16 protein-coding genes are annotated in these 17,998 nt (G+C 74.5%); 13 read left to right on the top strand and 3 right to left on the bottom strand.

Annotated elements, in window-relative coordinates:
- Together ACFOSY_RS26690 and ACFOSY_RS26685 are read left to right on the top strand one after the other, a co-directional pair.
- Window positions 1-783 (top strand): 3-oxoacyl-ACP reductase, encoded by a 783-nt coding sequence (locus tag ACFOSY_RS26690; RefSeq protein WP_394311392.1) that lies wholly within the window; start codon window positions 1-3, stop codon window positions 781-783.
- A gap of 49 nt (window positions 784-832) precedes the next feature.
- A complete protein-coding gene (locus tag ACFOSY_RS26685) occupies window positions 833-1,858 on the top strand; it encodes a DUF2510 domain-containing protein (protein WP_394311521.1) in 1,026 nt (341 codons plus the stop codon).
- A gap of 29 nt (window positions 1,859-1,887) precedes the next feature.
- Here the strand turns inward: ACFOSY_RS26685 and ACFOSY_RS26680 are convergent, their stop codons facing one another.
- Complete coding sequence (locus ACFOSY_RS26680; RefSeq protein ID WP_394311390.1) at window positions 1,888-3,090, bottom strand: amino acid deaminase/aldolase; 1,203 nt, start codon at window positions 3,088-3,090, stop codon at window positions 1,888-1,890.
- A 1,212-nt stretch (window positions 3,091-4,302) separates the two neighbouring features.
- On the opposite strand from ACFOSY_RS26680, the gene ACFOSY_RS26675 reads away from it, so the two are divergent.
- Both ACFOSY_RS26675 and mycP read left to right on the top strand, forming a co-directional pair.
- Complete coding sequence (locus ACFOSY_RS26675) at window positions 4,303-5,334, top strand: hypothetical protein (RefSeq protein WP_394311388.1); 1,032 nt, start codon at window positions 4,303-4,305, stop codon at window positions 5,332-5,334.
- Window positions 5,331-6,497 carry a type VII secretion-associated serine protease mycosin gene (gene mycP, locus ACFOSY_RS26670; protein WP_394311386.1) on the top strand — a complete coding sequence of 389 codons (1,167 nt, stop codon included), beginning with the start codon at window positions 5,331-5,333 and terminating at the stop codon, window positions 6,495-6,497. Before ACFOSY_RS26675 ends, mycP begins: the two co-directional genes overlap by 4 nt.
- Here the strand turns inward: mycP and ACFOSY_RS26665 are convergent.
- Entirely contained in the window at window positions 6,494-7,177 is a 684-nt protein-coding gene (locus tag ACFOSY_RS26665) for a serine hydrolase (protein ID WP_394311383.1), read from the bottom strand. The two genes, mycP and ACFOSY_RS26665, sit on opposite strands and share 4 nt — an antisense overlap.
- A 60-nt stretch (window positions 7,178-7,237) precedes the next feature.
- Between ACFOSY_RS26665 and ACFOSY_RS26660 the strand changes: the two genes are divergently transcribed.
- The gene (locus ACFOSY_RS26660) at window positions 7,238-8,017 is read left to right on the top strand and encodes an SseB family protein (protein WP_394311381.1); all 780 of its coding nucleotides are present in this window, start codon (window positions 7,238-7,240) and stop codon (window positions 8,015-8,017) included.
- Window positions 8,018-8,048: 31 nt separating this feature from the next.
- On the opposite strand, the gene ACFOSY_RS26655 is transcribed toward ACFOSY_RS26660, so the two are convergent.
- Window positions 8,049-8,426, bottom strand: a complete 378-nt coding sequence (locus ACFOSY_RS26655) for a DUF1844 domain-containing protein (RefSeq protein ID WP_093765827.1) — start codon at window positions 8,424-8,426, stop codon at window positions 8,049-8,051.
- A gap of 398 nt (window positions 8,427-8,824) precedes the next feature.
- Here ACFOSY_RS26655 and infC point away from each other — a divergent pair, with 398 nt between their 5' ends.
- From infC to ACFOSY_RS26615, 8 genes are all read left to right on the top strand, one after another.
- Entirely contained in the window at window positions 8,825-9,469 is a 645-nt protein-coding gene (gene infC, locus ACFOSY_RS26650; RefSeq protein WP_078540917.1) for a translation initiation factor IF-3, read from the top strand.
- Window positions 9,470-9,579: 110 nt separating this feature from the next.
- On the top strand, window positions 9,580-9,774 hold the full coding sequence (rpmI, locus tag ACFOSY_RS26645; protein ID WP_003977225.1) for a 50S ribosomal protein L35: 195 nt from the start codon (window positions 9,580-9,582) through the stop codon (window positions 9,772-9,774).
- 100 nt (window positions 9,775-9,874) lie between these two features.
- On the top strand, window positions 9,875-10,258 hold the full coding sequence (gene rplT, locus ACFOSY_RS26640; RefSeq protein ID WP_004933571.1) for a 50S ribosomal protein L20: 384 nt from the start codon (window positions 9,875-9,877) through the stop codon (window positions 10,256-10,258).
- A 164-nt stretch (window positions 10,259-10,422) separates the two neighbouring features.
- A complete protein-coding gene (locus ACFOSY_RS26635; protein ID WP_394311369.1) occupies window positions 10,423-11,271 on the top strand; it encodes a TrmH family RNA methyltransferase in 849 nt (282 codons plus the stop codon).
- Between the two features lie 91 nt (window positions 11,272-11,362).
- Window positions 11,363-12,508, top strand: a complete 1,146-nt coding sequence (locus ACFOSY_RS26630; RefSeq protein WP_394311367.1) for a sensor histidine kinase — start codon at window positions 11,363-11,365, stop codon at window positions 12,506-12,508.
- Window positions 12,509-12,683: 175 nt separating this feature from the next.
- Window positions 12,684-13,805 (top strand): phenylalanine--tRNA ligase subunit alpha, encoded by a 1,122-nt coding sequence (pheS, locus tag ACFOSY_RS26625; protein ID WP_031065138.1) that lies wholly within the window; start codon window positions 12,684-12,686, stop codon window positions 13,803-13,805.
- Window positions 13,805-16,327: a phenylalanine--tRNA ligase subunit beta gene (gene pheT, locus ACFOSY_RS26620; RefSeq protein WP_394311359.1), complete on the top strand. Its 2,523-nt coding sequence runs from the start codon at window positions 13,805-13,807 to the stop codon at window positions 16,325-16,327. The genes pheS and pheT overlap by 1 nt, the downstream gene beginning before the upstream one ends.
- Window positions 16,328-16,779: 452 nt before the next feature.
- On the top strand, window positions 16,780-17,844 hold the full coding sequence (locus tag ACFOSY_RS26615) for a PP2C family protein-serine/threonine phosphatase (RefSeq protein ID WP_394311357.1): 1,065 nt from the start codon (window positions 16,780-16,782) through the stop codon (window positions 17,842-17,844).
- The last annotated feature ends 154 nt before the right edge of the window (window positions 17,845-17,998 follow it).

The raw sequence follows: 17,998 nt of genomic DNA, 5'->3' as shown, positions 1-17,998 counted from the left end.
ATGAGCGAGGACATCATCTGCCGCCGCCTGGCCGGCCGCACCGCCGTCGTCACCGGAGCCGGCAGCGGCATCGGGCTCGCCTCCGCGCGGCGGCTCGCCTCCGAGGGGGCGAACGTGGTCTGCGCGGACGTCGACGAGGTCCGCGGCAAGGCCGCCGCCGAGGAGACCGGCGGGATCTTCGTCCACACCGACGTCACCGACCCCGAGCAGGTCGAGGCGCTGTTCCGCACCGCGTACGAGACGTACGGCAGCGTCGACGTCGCGTTCAACAACGCGGGCATCTCGCCGCCCGACGACGACTCCATCCTGGAGACGGGCCTCGAGGCGTGGAAGCGGGTCCAGGAGGTCAACCTCACCTCTGTCTACCTCTGCTGCAAGGCCGCCCTCCCCTACATGCGGGAGCAGCGCAGGGGCTCGATCATCAACACCGCGTCGTTCGTGGCCCGGATGGGCGCGGCGACCTCCCAGATCTCGTACACCGCCTCCAAGGGCGGCGTCCTCGCCATGTCCCGCGAGCTGGGCGTGCAGTTCGCCCGCGAGGGCATCCGGGTCAACGCGCTGTGCCCCGGACCGGTCAACACCCCGCTGCTCCAGGAGCTGTTCGCGAAGGACCCGGAACGGGCCGCGCGCCGGCTGGTGCACATCCCGCTCGGCCGGTTCGCCGAGGCCGAGGAGATCGCCGCCGCCGTCGCCTTCCTGGCCAGCGACGACTCGTCCTTCGTCAACGCCACCGACTTCCTCGTCGACGGCGGCATCTCCGGGGCGTACGTCACACCGCTGTAGTGCCCGGTCCCACGGTGACGGCGCCCGTCGTTACAGTGCCCGGATGAGCATGACGCCCCCGCCCGGCTGGTACCCCGACCCGCACGCCCCGCACCTGGAGCGCTGGTGGGACGGCGCGGCGTGGACCGACCACCGCCGTACGCCGGCGGCTGCGGTCCCTCCGGCGCCGGCACCGGGGGCGGGGGCAGGGGCGGGTGGCTTCGGCGCCCCCGGTACGCCGGGACCGTACGCGGGGCCGGGGGGTTCCGGCGCCCCGGGCGTGCCCGGCGGTGGCACTTCCGGCGGCTCCGGGGCCTCCGGCGGCTCGGGCGGTGCCAAGGCGGTCGCCCTGACCGTCGCCGGGGCCGTGCTGGTGGCCGCCGTCGTCGCCGGCGCGGTGGCGCTCACCCGCGACGGCGAGGACCCGGACACCCGTACCGCCGCCAGCCCGACCGCCACGGCGCCCACCACGGAAGCCACGCAGCCGTCGCCCTCGCCGTCCACCTCCGAGCCCGCGCCGGAGGACGAGGGCGTGGTCGTGGACGAACTGAACGGCGTCACCTTCCCGCTCCTCGACGGCTGGGTCCGGCCGCAGTACGTGGTCGAGGAGGACGCCGTCATGACCACCGACGGCACCCACGACTGCCCCGGCGAGGGCTCCCTCTGCCGCGGCGGCCTCGTCATCTCCCGCACGGTGACCGCCACCGACGAGTCCTCGCCCCGCGCCCTCGCCGAGGCGGACGTCCCCGACGCCGCCGAGGAGGCATTCGACGAGGACACCCTCGGCCGCCGTCCCTACGGCGGCATGACATCCCACCAGGTCGTCAAGGCGGGACCGGTCGCGGTCGCGGGCCGCGCCGGATACCTGGTGCGCTGGCGGGTGACCACCGCCAAGGGCTCCGGCGGCTACGTCCAGTCCCTCGTCTTCCCGTCCAGCGTCGGCACCGAGTCCCCGGTCCTCGTCCGGTTCGTCTTCGAGGCGGGCCCGGACGGACCGCCCGTGGCCGACATGGACCGCATCACCGAGGGCATCCGCTCCACCGCCGACGAGGCGTCCGGCGGCGGGGTCGGCAGCAGCATCGGCCCGACCGGCTGAGCCGCCCCGGGGCGCCCCCACAGGGGCGGCTACAGGAAGGTGTGCCCCTCACCCCGGTACGTCGGGACGGCCGCCGCCACCGCGTCCCCCTCCACCAGGTGCAGCGTGTCGAACCGCTCGCACAGCTCGCCCGCCTTGGCGTGCCGGAACCACACCTTGTCGCCGATCAGCAGATCGTCGGCGACCGGCCCCAGCAGCGGCGTCTGCACCTCGCCCGCGCCCTCCTGCGGGTCGTAGCGCAGCCCCTCCGGCAGATACGGCGCCGGCAGCCGGTCCGCGCCGGGCGCACCGGACGCCGGGTAGCCGCCGCCCAGCACCGTGACCACGCCGACGCCGGGCCGCCGTACCACCGGCAGGGCGAACAGCGCGGCCGGACGCCCCGTGAACGACGTGTAGTTGTCGAACAGCCGTGGCACGTACAGTCCCGAACCGGCCGCGATCTCGGTCACCGCGTCCTCGGCCGCCGTGTGCTGCACACTGCCCGTGCCGCCGCCGTTGACGAACTCCAGGTCCGGCACGACCTCCCGCACCGCCCGCACCACCGCGGCCCGCCGCTCGGCGAGTTCACGGCGCGCCGCGGCCTGCATCAGCCGGACCGCGCGGGACCGCAGCGGGTGCCCGGCCACCGCGTCCCCGACTCCGGCCACATGCCCCTCGTACGCCATGATCCCGACCACCTCGAACCCCGGCCGGCGGGCCACCGCGCGGGCCACCTCGGCGACCTCGGCGGGGGAGTGCAGCGGGGAGCGGCGGGCGCCGATCCGCACCCGCCCGCCGAGCAGCCTGAGCGAGGTGTCCAACTCCAGGCACACCCGCACCACTTCACCGCCGCCGGCCCGTGCCGCGTCGATCAGGTCCAGCTGCGCCGGATCGTCGATCATCACGGTGACGGCGGCGGCGAGCTTCGGGTCGGCGGCGAGCTCGGCGTACCCGGCGCGGGCGGCGGACGGGTAGGCGAGCAGGACGTCGTCGAAACCGGAGCGGGCCAGCCACAGCGACTCGGCGAGCGTGAACGACATGATCCCCGCGAAACCCTCACGGGCCAGGACCCGTTCGAGCAGCGCACGGCAGCGCACGGACTTGCTGGCGACCCGGATCGGTTTGCCCCCGGCGCGGCGGACCAGATCGTCCGCGTTGGCGTCGAAGGCGTCCAGATCCACGATCGCGACGGGGGCGTCGAGCTGGGCGGTGGCCCGGTCGTAACGGGCCCGGTCGGCGGCGCGCGCAGTCATGACCGCAGCCTGCCAGACCGGATTACCGCAGGGTAGGGGGACGTTCCGGGCAGATGCCGCGGGCCTGCGAACCGGTTCCCGTTCGGCGCGCCGCACGCCGTAGAGTGACGCGCACGCACGGCGGCACGTGGCCGGCCCGGTCGCCCGGGCGGATGACGCGCGGGCCGTGCGGGTATCTGTGCCCGGGACGCGTCCGCGCCGGGCCACCTGGCAGCGACACGCCGGCCGCGGACGCGAGGACCGGCCCGGGCACGAGGAAACGGGGGGTGCATGAGCACGGAAGCGCGCCGCGCCTCCCTCCCCCCGCGCCCACCCCACGCACCCCGCACCGCGGGCAACCCGGGACCCTTCGACCCCCGGACCCCACTGGACGACACGGCTCCGGCGTCCCCGGCCGAGGGGGACGAGGCTGCCGCCGAAACGGGCGGCGTCGTCCCCCCACGCCCGGCGTCCGACGCCCCGGACCGCGCCGGCGGTACACGCCCCGGCACCCCGGACGCGCCCGGCGCGTGGGAAGCGGACGCGGCCTCCGGCGGACCGACGCACCGACCGTCCGGCGACGACACCGCCGCTCGCGGCACGGCGCGTTCCCGCGCGTCGGACGACCGCGCATCAGCCGATACGCGGGGCACAGGCGCGGCCGACACCGACCGTCGCTCGGGCGCCGTCGGGCCCCGGCGCCCGGCGCCCGGCACCTGGAGCGACCGCGACACGGGCGCACCGACGTTCCGCCCGGCAGGCGATGCTGCCCCCGGCCGTCCGACCACGCCCACCGCGGCGGACGAGCGCGGACTCACCGGCGGGGGTGCCGCACAAGGCACGCACCGTCCGACCGGCGCCACCGGCGCCACCGGCATGGACCGCGCGGGGCATCCCCGCCCCGGGACCGGCGCCTTCGACGACCGTGAACCAGGCGGTGCCGGCACTGCCGAGCGGCCGTACCGTCCGGCCGGCGACGATCCCTTCCGGCGTCCGGCGGCACCCGCCGCGTCCGACGCGCGCGGCACAGGAGCAGCCCCCGCCGCCCCGACGTACCGTCCGGACGCCCCCTCCGCCCCCTCCGCCCCCGCCGGAGCAACCGAGCGTCCCGCCCCCGGGGCGCGCCCCCGGTTCCCCCGGATCGGCGCCGACGCCCCCGACGACCGCACCGCGCCCCCGCCGCCCCAGGCCTCCGCGCGTTTCCCGGACGCGCCGCCCACCGTCGGGCGGGGTATGCCCGCGAACCCCGGCGTCGGGCAGCGCGTGCCCGTCACGCCGCCCGCGCCCCCCGGCGCCACGCCGCCCGCCCCCTCCGTGCCGCCGCGGCCCGCGCACCGGCCCCGTACCGAGACCCCGGCCGAGACGACCACCCGGCTGCGCCCCGTGCCCGCCGAGCCCGACCCCGCGCTGTCCTGGAGCGCGCCCATGTCCCCGGGCGGCGTCCCCGGCGGCGGGCGTCCCGCCGTCGTGACGTTCGGGCGGCCCGACACCCACTTCCGTCCGTTCGCCCGCCGCACCCGCGCCCAGGTCGTCGCCGCGGCCGTGTGTCTCGTGCTCGGCACCGGGCTGATCGGCGGCGCCGTCACCGGAGCCTGGCTCGCCGACGGCCCGGAGGGCCCGGGCACCCGGCACGCCTTCGCGGTCGCGGGCGACCTGTGGCACGAGGTCCCCGTCGACCAGCTGTTCCCGCCCACCGTCCAGGGCCGGGGCGCGGGCCCCGGAGAGGCCGACCGCGTCTGGACACGGATCGCCGTCGCCCCCGACAGCGGCTGCGAGGGCGCCTTCGACGCCCTGCTCGGCCGCGCCCTCGCGCCCGTCGGCTGCGAGCGCCTGCTGCGCGCCACCTACACCGACGCCACGCAGAGCTACGTCACCACCGTCGGCCTGCTGTTCACCGAGGCCGACGCGGCCGGCATGGAGGCCCTCGCCCGCCGCTTCGACCGTGAACGCCTGGACCGCCGCAGCGACCTGATGCCGCTGCCGTACGGGTCGAAGGGCACCGCGGCCGAGGGATTCGGCCCCGAGCAGCGGGCCTCCTGGGCGATCTCCGTGCTCACCGACGCCCCCGTCGTCGTCTACGCCGTTTCCGGCTGGGCCGACGGCCGTGCCGTCGACGAGCCGCAGCCCGCCGAGGACGCCATGCTGTCCGGAGCCACCACCGCCCCCGCCCAGGCGGGCCTGGGGCACGAGGCCCGCGGTCTCGCCGACCGCTTCGAACGCGCCCTGCGCCAGCGGGCCGGCACTCCCACGGAGCGTCCGTCATGAGGAAGCGCCCCGCCGCGCTCGGCGGCCTGCTCGCCGCGGCCCTCGTGCTGGTCCCCGCGACCACCGCGCACGCCGACGCCATCCGCGACCGGCAGTGGGCCCTCGACGCCCTGCACACGGACCGGATCTGGCCCACCACGCGCGGCGCGGGCGTCACCGTCGCCGTCCTGGACACCGGCGTCGAGGCCGACCACCCCGACCTCGACGGCAACGTCCTGGACGGCAAGGACCTCGTCGGCTTCGGCGCGCGCGAGGGCGACGAGGCGTGGGCCCGCCACGGCACCGCCATGGCCGGCATCATCGCCGGTCACGGGCACGGCCCCGGCGACGGCGACGGCGTCCTGGGCGTCGCCCCCGAGGCGAAGATCCTCCCCGTCCGCGTCATCCTCGAGGACAAGGACCCGGCCCGCGCCAAGGCCCGCAGCACCCGCGGCAACGCCCTCGCCGAAGGCATCCGCTGGGCCGCCGACCACGGCGCCGACGTCATCAACCTCTCCCTCGGCGACGACTCCGCGTCCGCGCACCCGGAGCCGGGCGAGGACGAGGCGATCCAGTACGCCCTGCGCAAGGGCGTGGTCGTCGTCGCCTCGGCCGGCAACGGCGGCGAGAAGGGCGACCGGATCTCCTACCCGGCGGCCTACCCGGGCGTCATCGCCGCCACCGCCGTCGACCGCTACGGCACCCGCGCCCCCTTCTCCACCCGCCGCTGGTACGCCACGGTCAGCGCCCCCGGCGTCGACGTGATCATCGCCGACCCCGACCACAAGTACTACGAGGGCTGGGGCACCAGCGCCGCCTCCGCGTTCGTCTCCGGCGCCGTCGCCCTGCTGAAGGCCGCACACCCGGACCTGACCCCGGCCCAGATCAAGCGGCTCCTGGAGGACACCGCCCGCAACGCGCCCGCCGCCGGACGCGACGACTCGCGCGGCTACGGGTTCATCGACCCGGCCGCCGCGATCGAGGCCGCCGACCGTCTGAAGCCGGAGGGGCTCAAGGCGGCGGCGTACGGCGACGAGTACTTCGGCCCGGGCCCGGCCGCCGACGCCCCCGGCGACGACACGGCCGACTGGGCGGCCCCCCTGGCCGGCGGCGCCGGCGGCGTCCTCCTGGTCGCCGCGGTCGTCCTGTGGCGCGGCCGCCGCTCCGAGGACGAGACGTTCTAGCCGCGCCGATCCCTTCGTACCAGCACGTCCACCGCCTCCCGCGCCGCCTCCTCCACCCTCGCCACCCCGTCCGCCATCGACGCGTGGCCGTCCGACAGCACCGCCACCGCGTACACGCGCCCGCCCGCCGTCACGCACCCCGTGCTGTTCACCACCCACAGTCCGGTCGCGTCCCGCGGCAGCCACCCGTTCTTCACGGCCCACCGCGTGCCAGGATCGGCCGACACCGGCACGCCCCACGCCTGTTCCGGCACGACCCGCTCCATCAGCTCCCGTACGTACGCCCGCGCGTCCCCCTCCACCACGGAGTCCGGCGTGAAGATCCGCCGCAGCAGCGTCACCCGGTCCACGGCCGTGGTACGGGTGAGCCCCCAGCGCGCGTCGGCCACGGTGCGGGTGAGACCGAGCCGGGCGTTCGCCGCGTCCAGCCCCGCCGCCCGCCCGACGACCCGCCACAGCGCCGTCGCCGCGTCGTTGTCGCTGCGTACGATCATCGCTTCCGCGTGCGCCCGCTCGTCGGCGGTGAGTTCCCGGCCCGCGTCCCGCGCGGTCAGCAGCAGCGCGGTCAGGATGTCCACCTTCACCACGCTCGCCGTCACGAACACCCCCTCGCCCGAGGCGTACGTCCCCCCGCTCGCCAGATCCAGCGCCGCCGCCGACACCCTCGGCCCGTCCGTCACCTCGCGCTCCTCCCCGCCCGCGTCGGGGCGTCCGCCGCACGGCCGCTAAGGTCGGTGACCGTGGCGAACAAGAACATTCCCGACTCCCCCTTCCGCGACGACGACGGATCCGCCGACCCCCGGCTGAGCGCCGCGCTCGCCGCCTGGGCCGAGGACGGCAACGCCGTCGGACCGGTCCTGGAAGCCCTCAAGGGCGCCCGGCTGCTCGTGCCCGTGGTGGCCGTGCTGGGCGAGGTCGAGGAGGACGATGAGGAGGGGCGCGAAGCTCCTTGGAAGGGTGGTGGCGGGCGACGGGAGGGCGGGTTGCGCCGTGAGAAGACCAGCGACATGGCCGTGCCGACCCTGAAGGCCGGCGGCCGTACCGCCCTGCCCGCCTTCACCTCCACCGACTCCCTCGCCCGCTGGGACCCGGCGGCCCGCCCCGTCGCCGTACCGCTGCACCAGGCGCTCCAGGCCGCCGCGCACGAGAAGGCGGACACGGTCGTCCTGGACCTGGCAGGTCCCGTGCCGTTCGAGCTGACCGGGCCCGCGCTGCTGGCCCTCGCCGAGGGCCGCACCAGCACCGACCCGCTGAAGGACCCCGCCGTCGTCGAGGCCGTGCGGAACGCCGTCGCCGCCGAGCCCTCCGTGGTCCGCGCCCATCTCGGGCCGGGACAGGCCGACGGCACCCTCGCCCTGGTGTTCGACCCGGCCGCCCCGGTCGCCGAGGCCGCCCGCGCCGTGGCCCAGCGGCTCGCCGCCGACGAGACACTGAGGGCCCGCCTGGTGCGCGGCCTCGACCTGGCAGTCCTGCCTGTCGAGGCGACGCCGCCCGGCGAGCCCTTGTACGTGCGTCGGTGAAAGAAGAACGGGCACCGGGGCGCCCGCCGCGTCAGCCGTAGATCGCGCCCGTGTACTTCTCGCCCGGTCCCTTGCCCGGCTCGTCCGGGACCAGGGAGGCCTCGCGGAAGGCCAGCTGGAGCGACTTCAGGCCGTCCCGCAGCGGCGCCGCGTGGAACGAGCTGATCTCGGTCGCCGAGGCGTCCAGCAGACCGGCCAGCGCGTGCACCAGCTTGCGGGCCTCGTCCAGGTCCTTGTACGTGTCGCCCTCCTCGGTCAGACCGAGCTTCACGGCGGCGGCGCTCATCAGGTTGACGGCGACCGTCACGATCACCTCGACCGCCGGGACCTCCGCGATGTCGCGGGCCATGGCGTCGAAGTCGGGGCTGCCGGGGGTCTCGGGGGTGTCCGAGGGGGAGGTCTCACTCATGCACCACACGATAGGCGCAGCCCCGCGGGCCGCCGACGCCAGGAGCCGGGCGGACGGCCGGTTGGTGCCCGTCTCCCGGAGCTGCTAACCTTGTGTAACGACCGGTCGGACCCGTATGTCTCACGGCACGCGAGCCCGGCCCACAAGTGGAGGCTTTCGAACTCCCACCTGGCCGCCCTCAGGGCGGCGGGTCACCGGTCAGGCAGATCCCGTCCCCGAGTCGGCGATCGGCCCGAAAGCGCGCCCCGCGGTCTCCGTGGCGGTGTTCCGGTAGTTCGAGGAGCCCCGCCAGTGATCGTCCGGGGCATTTTTCGTGTCTCGGCGCGGTTAGGTCTAACGAACACAGACGTTACGCGGCTGTCCGCCAGACCGTCGCGTGGTGCTACCGAGGAGGATCCATCAGCGCCGAGCCCCGCATCAACGACCGGATTCGCGTTCCCGAGGTGCGACTTGTCGGTCCCAGCGGCGAGCAGGTCGGGATTGTCCCGCTTGCCAAGGCCCTGGAGCTTGCGCAGGAGTACGACCTCGACCTCGTGGAGGTCGCGGCGAACGCCCGTCCGCCCGTGTGCAAGCTCATGGACTACGGGAAGTTCAAGTACGAGTCGGCCATGAAGGCCCGTGAGGCGCGCAAGAACCAGGCGCACACGGTCATCAAGGAGATGAAGCTCCGGCCGAAGATCGACCCGCACGACTACGACACCAAGAAGGGTCACGTCGTCCGGTTCCTCAAGCAGGGCGACAAGGTCAAGATCACGATCATGTTCCGTGGTCGCGAGCAGTCCCGGCCGGAGCTCGGTTACCGGCTCCTGCAGCGGCTCGCGGAGGACGTGGCCGACCTCGGGTTCGTGGAGTCGAACCCGAAGCAGGACGGCCGCAACATGATCATGGTCCTCGGTCCGCACAAGAAGAAGACCGAGGCGATGGCCGAGGCCCGCCAGGCACAGGAAGCCCGCAAGGCAGAAGCGAAGGCCAACCCCGGCAAGTCGCAGAACGCCGCGGACGCGGACTCCGTCCAGGCGGCCGAGGAGCCGGCCGAGGCGTGACTCCCCGGGGCGCGAGCCCCAGGAAGCAACCCGATACAAGTACGACGCTCCACAGTGCCCGGTTTCACGACCGGGCACAGGAGCGCCACCGACGAGGAGAGAACGGCGCTATGCCGAAGAACAAGTCGCACAGCGGTGCCAGCAAGCGCTTCAAGATCACCGGCTCCGGCAAGGTGCTCCGCGAGCGCGCCGGCAAGCGCCACCTGCTCGAGCACAAGTCGTCCCGCGTGACGCGTCGCCTCACCGGCAACGCCGAGATGGCCCCGGGCGACGCCGCGAAGATCAAGAAGCTTCTCGGCAAGTGACGCCCCGGCGCCCTCACTGAGCGCCGTACGTCAACACCGGGACCCAATCGATTCCGGGCCGTGTGAAGACCACCACGGCCCCGCTACAAGGAGTTAACAAGTGGCACGCGTCAAGCGGGCAGTCAACGCCCACAAGAAGCGCCGGGCGATCCTCGAGCAGGCCTCCGGCTACCGCGGTCAGCGCTCGCGCCTGTACCGCAAGGCCAAGGAGCAGGTCACCCACTCGCTGGTCTACAACTACAACGACCGCAAGAAGCGCAAGGGCGACTTCCGTCAGCTGTGGATCCAGCGCATCAACGCCGCTGCCCGCGCCAACGGCATCACGTACAACCGCTTCATCCAGGGTCTGAAGGCCGCCAACGTCGAGGTCGACCGCAAGATCCTGGCCGAGCTGGCCGTCAACGACGCCACCGCCTTCGCCGCGCTCGTCGAGGTCGCGCAGAAGGCGCTGCCGGCGGATGTGAACGCGCCCAAGGCCGCGTGAGCACCGCGTTGGCTTGAAGCCGACGTGAGTTTCCCAGGACCCGCAGGCTTGAAAGCTTGCGGGTCCTGTCGTTCGGTTTGTCGGCCGTCGTTCGGCCGCGGGTCCGTTGTGGCCGGTCGCGCGGTTCCCCGCGCCCCTGGCTGTTCTTCCTGAAGGTGACTGAAATGGTGTCCGTCGGACCTGAGCTGATCTCTCCCCGGTCCGCCCGTGTGAGTGCCGCCCGGCGGCTCGCCAAGCGGAATTTCCGGGGGAAGGAGCGGCTGTTCCTCGCCGAGGGGCCGCAGGCCGTGCGGGAGGCCGCCGGGCACCGGGACACGCTCGTCGAGCTGTTCACCACCCCCGAGGCCGCCGAGCGCTACGCCGACATCGTCGGGTCCGCCCGGGACGCCGGGGCCCGCGTCCACCTCGCCTCCGACGAGGTCGTCGCCGACATCTCCACCACCGTCACCCCGCAGGGCCTGGTCGGCGTCTGCCGCTTCCTGGACACGCCGTTCGAGGAGATCCTCGCCGCCCGCCCCCGCCTCGTCGCCGTCCTCGCCCACGTCCGCGACCCCGGCAACGCCGGCACCGTGCTGCGCTGCGCCGACGCCGCCGGGGCCGACGCCGTCGTCCTCACCGACGCCTCCGTCGACCTGTACAACCCCAAGGCCGTCCGCGCCTCCGTCGGCTCCCACTTCCATCTGCCCGTCGCCGTGGGCGTGCCCGTAGAACGCGCCGTCACCGGTCTGCGCGACGCCGGCGTACGGCTGCTCGCCGCCGACGGGGCCGGCGACCGCGACCTCGACGAGGAGCTCGACAAGGGCACCATGGGCGGCCCCACCGCCTGGATCTTCGGCAACGAGGCCTGGGGCCTGCCCGAGGAGACCCGCGCCCTCGCCGACGCCGTCGTCCGGGTCCCCATCCACGGAAAGGCGGAGAGCCTGAACCTCGCCACCGCCGCCGCCGTATGTCTCTACGCGTCGGCACGTGCACAGCGCGCCGCCGGAGGGTCCCGCTCCGTCACCGAGAGCTAGTAGGCTGACCAGCTCGGGGACCTCCCCAAGCTCTCGGCCGGGGCCCGGGAACGGGGCGCCCCGAGGACGTTCCGAGAGGTGGGGTACGGGGATGAGCGTCGGCACGAGCAGCGCACCGGGAGCCAAGCGCACGGCGCGCCCGCCCGCGCCCCGGCCCGGTGACCTCGCCGGCCTCGGCATCGACCCCGACCAGCTCCCCGACGGACTCGTCGTCGCCGACGAACACGGACGGGTGATCTGCTTCAACGCCGCCGCCGTACGCATCACCGCCGTCCCCGCCGAGCAGGCCCTCGGCCGCGCCCTGGAGGCCGCGCTGCCGTTAGAGGACCTGGAGGGGCGCCGCTGGTGGCAGCTCACCGACCCCTACGGCGGCCTCGCCATCCGGGTCGGCCAGCCCGAGCGCAACCTCCTGCTGCCCGGCGGCCGTGAGGTCCTCGTCTCCGCCCGCTACGTCCGCGCCCGCCCCACCGGGCCCGTCCGCCGAGTCGTCGTCACCCTCCGCGACACGGAGGCGCGGCGCCGCACCGAGCGCAGCCACGCCGAGCTGATCGCGACCGTCGCGCACGAACTGCGCTCGCCGCTCACCTCGGTCAAGGGCTTCACCGCCACCCTCCTGGCCAAGTGGGAACGCTTCACCGACGACCAGAAGCGGCTGATGCTGGAGACCGTCGACGCCGACGCCGACCGCGTCACCCGGCTCATCGCCGAGCTGCTCGACATATCCCGCATCGACTCCGGGCGCCTCGAGGTGCGCCGCCAGCCCGTCGACATCGGAGCCGCCGTGGGCCGGCACATCCAGGCGCACGTCGCCGCGGGCCAGCCCGCCGACCGGTTCCTGCTGCGGGTGCAGCACCCGCTGCCCGCGCTGTGGGCCGACCCCGACAAGATCGACCAGGTGCTGAGCAACCTGCTGGAAAATGCCGTGCGCCACGGCGAGGGAACCGTCACCATCGACATCACACCCTCGGTGTCCCCGCGCGAGCGCGAGCACGCCGAACCCGCAGCCACGTCGGTCACCGTCAGCGACGAGGGACCCGGCATCCCGGAGGAGTCCATGAACCGCGTCTTCACCCGCTTCTGGCGGGGCAGCAAGCGCGGCGGCACGGGCCTCGGGCTCTACATCGTCAAGGGCATCGTCGAGGCCCACGGCGGCAGCATCACGGTCGGACGCGCCCCCGGCGGCGGCGCCGAGTTCCGATTTACGTTGCCCGTGGCGGCCCCCGCGTATCTCACCTGAGACGCCTGCGGCCCCCACGGGCGCCTTCGCGTACACCCACCCCGTTAGACTCGGCCTTTGGCACCTTTGCGTCCCGAGGACGAACGCCGCGCCCCGCTGCGGGCGCGCGACGGACCGTTCGTCCACGAGTCGATGACGGGGACCATCAGCCAGCCAACCGGAAGCACGGGAAGAGATGTCGGCACCGAATAAGTCGTACGACCCTGTCGAGGTCGAGGCGTTGAAACCGGAAGAGATCGAGCGCATGCGGGACGAGGCGCTCGCCGCCTTCGCCGCCGCGGACTCCCTCGACGCGCTCCAGGAGGCGAAGGTCGCCCACACCGGCGGCACCTCCCCGCTGGCCCTGGCCAACCGCGAGATCGGCGCACTGCCCCCGCACGCCAAGGCCGACGCCGGCAAGCGCGTCGGGCAGGCCCGCGGCGCCGTGAACAAGGCGCTCGCCGCCCGCCAGGCGGAGCTGGAGGCCGAGCGGGACGCGCGCGTCCTCGTCGAGGAGTCCGTGGACGTCACGCTGCCCCACGACCGCGTCCCGGCCGGCGCCCGCCACCCCCTCACCACGCTCTCCGAGCGCATCGAGGACATCTTCGTGGCCATGGGCTACGAGGTCGCCGAGGGACCCGAGGTCGAGGCCGAGTGGTTCAACTTCGACGCCCTCAACATCGGCCCGGACCACCCGGCGCGCGGCGAGGCCGACACGTTCTTCGTCGAGGGCCCCCAGGGCGGCTCCGAGTCCGGCGTCGTGCTGCGCACCCACACCTCGCCCGTGCAGATCCGCTCCCTGCTCGACCGCGAGCTGCCGGTGTACGTGATCTGCCCCGGCCGCGTGTACCGCACCGACGAGCTGGACGCCACGCACACCCCCGTCTTCCACCAGGTCGAGCTGCTCGCCGTCGACGAGGGCCTGACCATGGCGGACCTCAAGGGCACCCTGGACCACATGGTCCAGTCGCTGTTCGGCGCGGAGATGAAGACCCGGCTGCGGCCGAACTTCTTCCCCTTCACCGAGCCGTCCGCCGAGATGGACATGCTCTGCTACGTCTGCAAGGGCGCGTCCGTCGGCAACCCCGACCGGCCCTGCCGCACCTGCTCCAGCGAAGGCTGGATCGAGCTCGGCGGCTGCGGCATGGTCAACCCGCGGGTGCTCACCGCCTGCGGCGTCGACCCCGAGAAGTACAGCGGCTTCGCCTTCGGGTTCGGCATCGAGCGGATGCTGATGTTCCGCCACAACGTCGAAGACATGCGAGACATGGTCGAGGGTGACGTCCGGTTCACCCGGCCGTTCGGGATGGAGATCTGATGCGGGTCCCGCTTTCCTGGCTGCGGGAGTACGTCGACCTGCCGGCCACCGAGACCGGCCGCGACGTGCAGGCCAAGCTGATTTCGGCCGGCCTCGAGGTCGAGACCGTCGAGCACCTCGGCGCCGACCTCAAGGGCCCCCTCGTGGTCGGCCAGGTGCTGACCATCGAGGAGCTGGAGGGCTTCAAGAAGCCGATCCGCTTCTGCACGGTCGACGTCGGCCAGGCCAACGGCACGGGCGAGCCGCAGGAGATCGTCTGCGGCGCCCGCAACTTCGCCGTCGGCGACAAGGTCGTCGTGGTCCTGCCCGGCGCCACCCTGCCCGGCGGCTTCTCGATCAGCGCCCGCAAGACCTACGGCAAGACGTCCCACGGCATGATCTGCTCCAGCGACGAGCTGGGCATGGGCGACGACGGCACCCACGGCATCATCGTGCTGCCGCCGGAGACCGAGGTCGGCAAGGACGCCGTCGAGCTGCTCGAACTGGTCGACGAGGTGCTGGACATCGCCGTCACCGCCAACCGCGGCGACTGCCTGTCCATCCGCGGCGTCGCCCGCGAGACCGCCATCGCCTACGGCCTGCCGCTGCGCGACCCGGCGCTGCTCGACGTGCCCGGGCCCAACGCCTTCGGCTACCCGGTGAAGGTCTCCGACCCGGCCGGCTGCGACCGCTTCACCGCCCGCACGGTGACCGGCCTCAGCCCCGAGGCGCGCTCCCCGATCTGGCTCCAGCGCCGCCTCCAGAAGGTCGGCATGCGCCCGATCTCGCTCGCCGTCGACGTCACCAACTACGTGATGATGGAGCTCGGCCAGCCGCTGCACGCCTACGACCGCCACCAGGTCCAGGGCACCATCGGCGTCCGCCGCGCGCAGGAGGGCGAGAAGATCGTCACCCTCGACGGCGTCGAGCGGCAGCTGCACGCCGAGGACCTCGTCATCACCGACGACCGCGGCCCCATCGGCCTGGCCGGCGTCATGGGCGGCGCCGACACCGAGATCGCCGACCACGACCCCTCCGAGGAGGGCGCCGGGGCGACGACCGACGTGATCATCGAGGCGGCCCACTTCGACCAGGTGTCGGTGGCCCGCACGGCCCGCCGCCACAAGCTGTCCTCCGAGGCCTCCCGGCGCTTCGAGCGCGGGGTCGACCCGCAGGCCGCCGCCGCTGCCGCGCAGCGCACCGTCGACCTGCTGGTGCTGCTCGCCGGCGGCACCGCCGAGGCCGGCGTCACCGAGGTCATCGCCCCGAGCGCGCCGCACACCATCACCGTGGCCGCCGACCACCCGGACAAGGTCGCAGGCGTGACCTACGGACGGGAGACCGTCGTACGGCGCCTCCAGGAGGTCGGCTGCGACGTCTACGGCCAGGACGAGCTGATCGTCACGGTCCCGTCCTGGCGGCCCGACCTCACCGACGCCAACGACCTGGCCGAGGAGGTCATCCGGCTGGAGGGCTACGAGAACCTGCCCTCCACGCTGCCCAGGCCGCCGGCCGGCCGCGGTCTGACCGCCCGCCAGCGCCTGCACCGCCGCATCGGCCGGGCGCTCGCCGGCGCCGGCTATGTCGAGGCGCTGAACTACCCGTTCGTCAGCGAGCAGGTCTTCGACCAGCTCGGCCTGGAGGCCGACGACCCGGCCCGCCGCGTCGTCAAGCTGGCCAACCCGCTCAGCGACGAGGAGCCCGCGCTGCGGACCTCGCTGCTGCCGGGGCTGCTCGCCGCGCTGCGCCGCAACGACGGCCGGGGCTCGCACGACCTCGCGCTGTTCGAGACCGGCCTGGTCTTCCAGCCGCGCGACGCCGCCGAGGTCGCCGCGAACCTCCCCGTCGACCGGCGCCCGGGCCCCGACGACATCGCCGCGCTGAACGCCGCGCTGCCCGACCAGCCGCGGCACGTCGCCGTGGTGCTGGCCGGCGCCCGCGAGCAGGCCGGCTGGTGGGGCAAGGGCCGCCCGGCCGACTGGGCCGACGCGGTCGAGGCCGCCCGGACCGTCGCCCGCGAGGCCGGCGCCGACCTGCGCATGCGCAAGGGTCAGTACGGGCCGTGGCACCCGGGCCGCTGCGCCGAGCTGACCGTCACCGTCGACGGTGCCGAGCGCGTCGTCGGTCACGCCGGTGAGCTGCACCCGCGCGTCCTGAAGACGCTGGGCCTGCCCGCGCGCGCCTGCGCGATGGAGCTGGACCTGGACGTCCTGGAGCGGGTGGGCGACACCGTCCCGCAGGCGCCGTCCATCTCCACCTTCCCGGTCGCCACGCAGGACGTCGCCCTGGTCGTCGACGCCTTCGTGCCCGCCGCGGACGTGGAGGCGGCCCTGCGCGAGGGCGCCGGCGAGCTGCTGGAGTCCATCCGCCTGTTCGACGTCTACGAGAACGCCGAGCAGCTGGGCGAGGGCCGCAAGTCCCTGGCGTACGCGCTGCGCTTCCGCGCGGACGACCGCACGCTGACCGTCGACGAGGCGTCGGCGGCCCGGGAGACCGCGGTCGCCCTGGCGGCGGACCGCACCGGAGCGGTGCTCCGCGGCTGACGCCGCGCGCTGTCCCGCACACGGGATGCCACGCACGGGCCGGTTCCGAGGCAGGACGCCTGGGAACCGGCCCGTGGTGCGTCGGGGGTTGGTTCTCGCGGCAGGGACCCGGGTGCGTCGGACGCGTTCACGATGTGGTGGGCGCGGCACCGAGGGCTGCGACCGAGGCGCGTCGCCCAGCCCGCGGACGCGGTACCCCAGCCCACGGAACCGCGTGGGACAGAGGTGCCCCGCAGGGGCGGAAGGTGGGTTCCGGTTCGGGCATATGCAGGGGTGGGCGCGGGCATGTCAGGGCTGGTCAGTGAGCGGAACCCCGGAGTCCCCTCGGTTACTCACTCCTTCGAGTGACTGAGTCCGGTGATGCGGCCGGATCGCGGGTCGCGGTCGCCAGAATCGGACCGGCCTCTCGAGGCCGGTCTGCGCTGTCCGGGCCTATTTGGGGGGCCATCGGCATGATCCGCTTCAAGCCTGGGGCTCCCCGCGGGGGGCCACCCCGGTTCCTGTCACGGCTGAGCTCCCTCGCGGTGCCCACGGCGTGGGGCGCCGTCGCCGTGGCCTACCGGCTGACCTGCCCGCTGGCCCGGGGCGACGCCCTCGGCGCCCGCCTGGTCAGCAGCGCCGTCCTGTGCGCGGTCGGCACCGGCATCGTCCTGCACATCCGGCGCCGCATGCTGCGCGAGGTCCGGCACGCCCGCCGGATCGCCGAGGCCGCCCAGAGCGTGCTGCTGCGGCCCCCGCCGCCCCGGGTCGAAGGGCTGGCCGTGGCCGCCGTCCACCTCTCCGCGGATCCGGGCGCCCGCATCGGCGGCGACCTGTACGAGGTGACGGCCACCGAGCACGGCGTACGGGCCGTCATCGGCGACGTCCGCGGCCACGGCCTCGGCGCCGTCCGCGCCGGCGCCGCCGTCCTCGGCAGCTTCCGCGAGGCCGCCCACGACGAGAAGACCCTCGCCGGGGTGCTGAGCCGCCTGGAGCGCGCCATGGACCGGCATCTGCGCGAGCGGGCGGACAGCGACCACCCCGCGCCGGACGGCGCGCCCGCCGCCGAGGAGTTCGTCACCGTCCTGCTGCTGGAGATCCACCCGGACGGCGAGGTGCACGCCCTGAACTGCGGCCACCCCTGGCCGTACCGCCTGACCGGCACGGGCGCCGAGCTGCTGGCCCGCGCCGATCCCCTCCCGCCGCTCGGCCTGTTCCCGCTCCCTGGCGACCTGCCCACCACCGCCTGCGGCCGGCTGCTCCCCGGCGACATCCTCGTCCTGCACACCGACGGCGCCGAGGAGGCCCGCGACGCCGACGGCCGCTTCTTCCCGCTCCGGGACGTCCTCACCGACGCGGCCCGCGAGCGCCCGCAGACGCCCCAGGCCGTCCTGCGCACGGTCCTCACCGCCCTGCTCGACCACAGCGTCGGCCCGCCGAAGGACGACGTGGCCCTGCTGATCCTCCGGAACGAACGCTGCTCCCCGCCCACGCCGCACACCCGCGGCGCCCCCCGCTCGGCCACCGCCGACCGATAGCGCCCTGCCCCGCCACGGCCGATGGCGCGCGAGGCCGGCGGGCCGTCCGCCCCGCCACGGAGTGTCGGGCAGGCGGCCGGGCGGACGGCGGACATACGGGCCGCCGCTGTACGAGGGGGAGCCGGCGGCCCGGCCGGCCTCTTTCGAGGCAATT

The sequence above is a fragment of the Streptomyces lusitanus genome, assembly GCF_042647945.1.
Taxonomy (GTDB): Bacteria; Actinomycetota; Actinomycetes; order Streptomycetales; family Streptomycetaceae; genus Streptomyces; species Streptomyces pseudogriseolus.
This window is presented reverse-complemented; position numbering and strand designations above follow the sequence as displayed.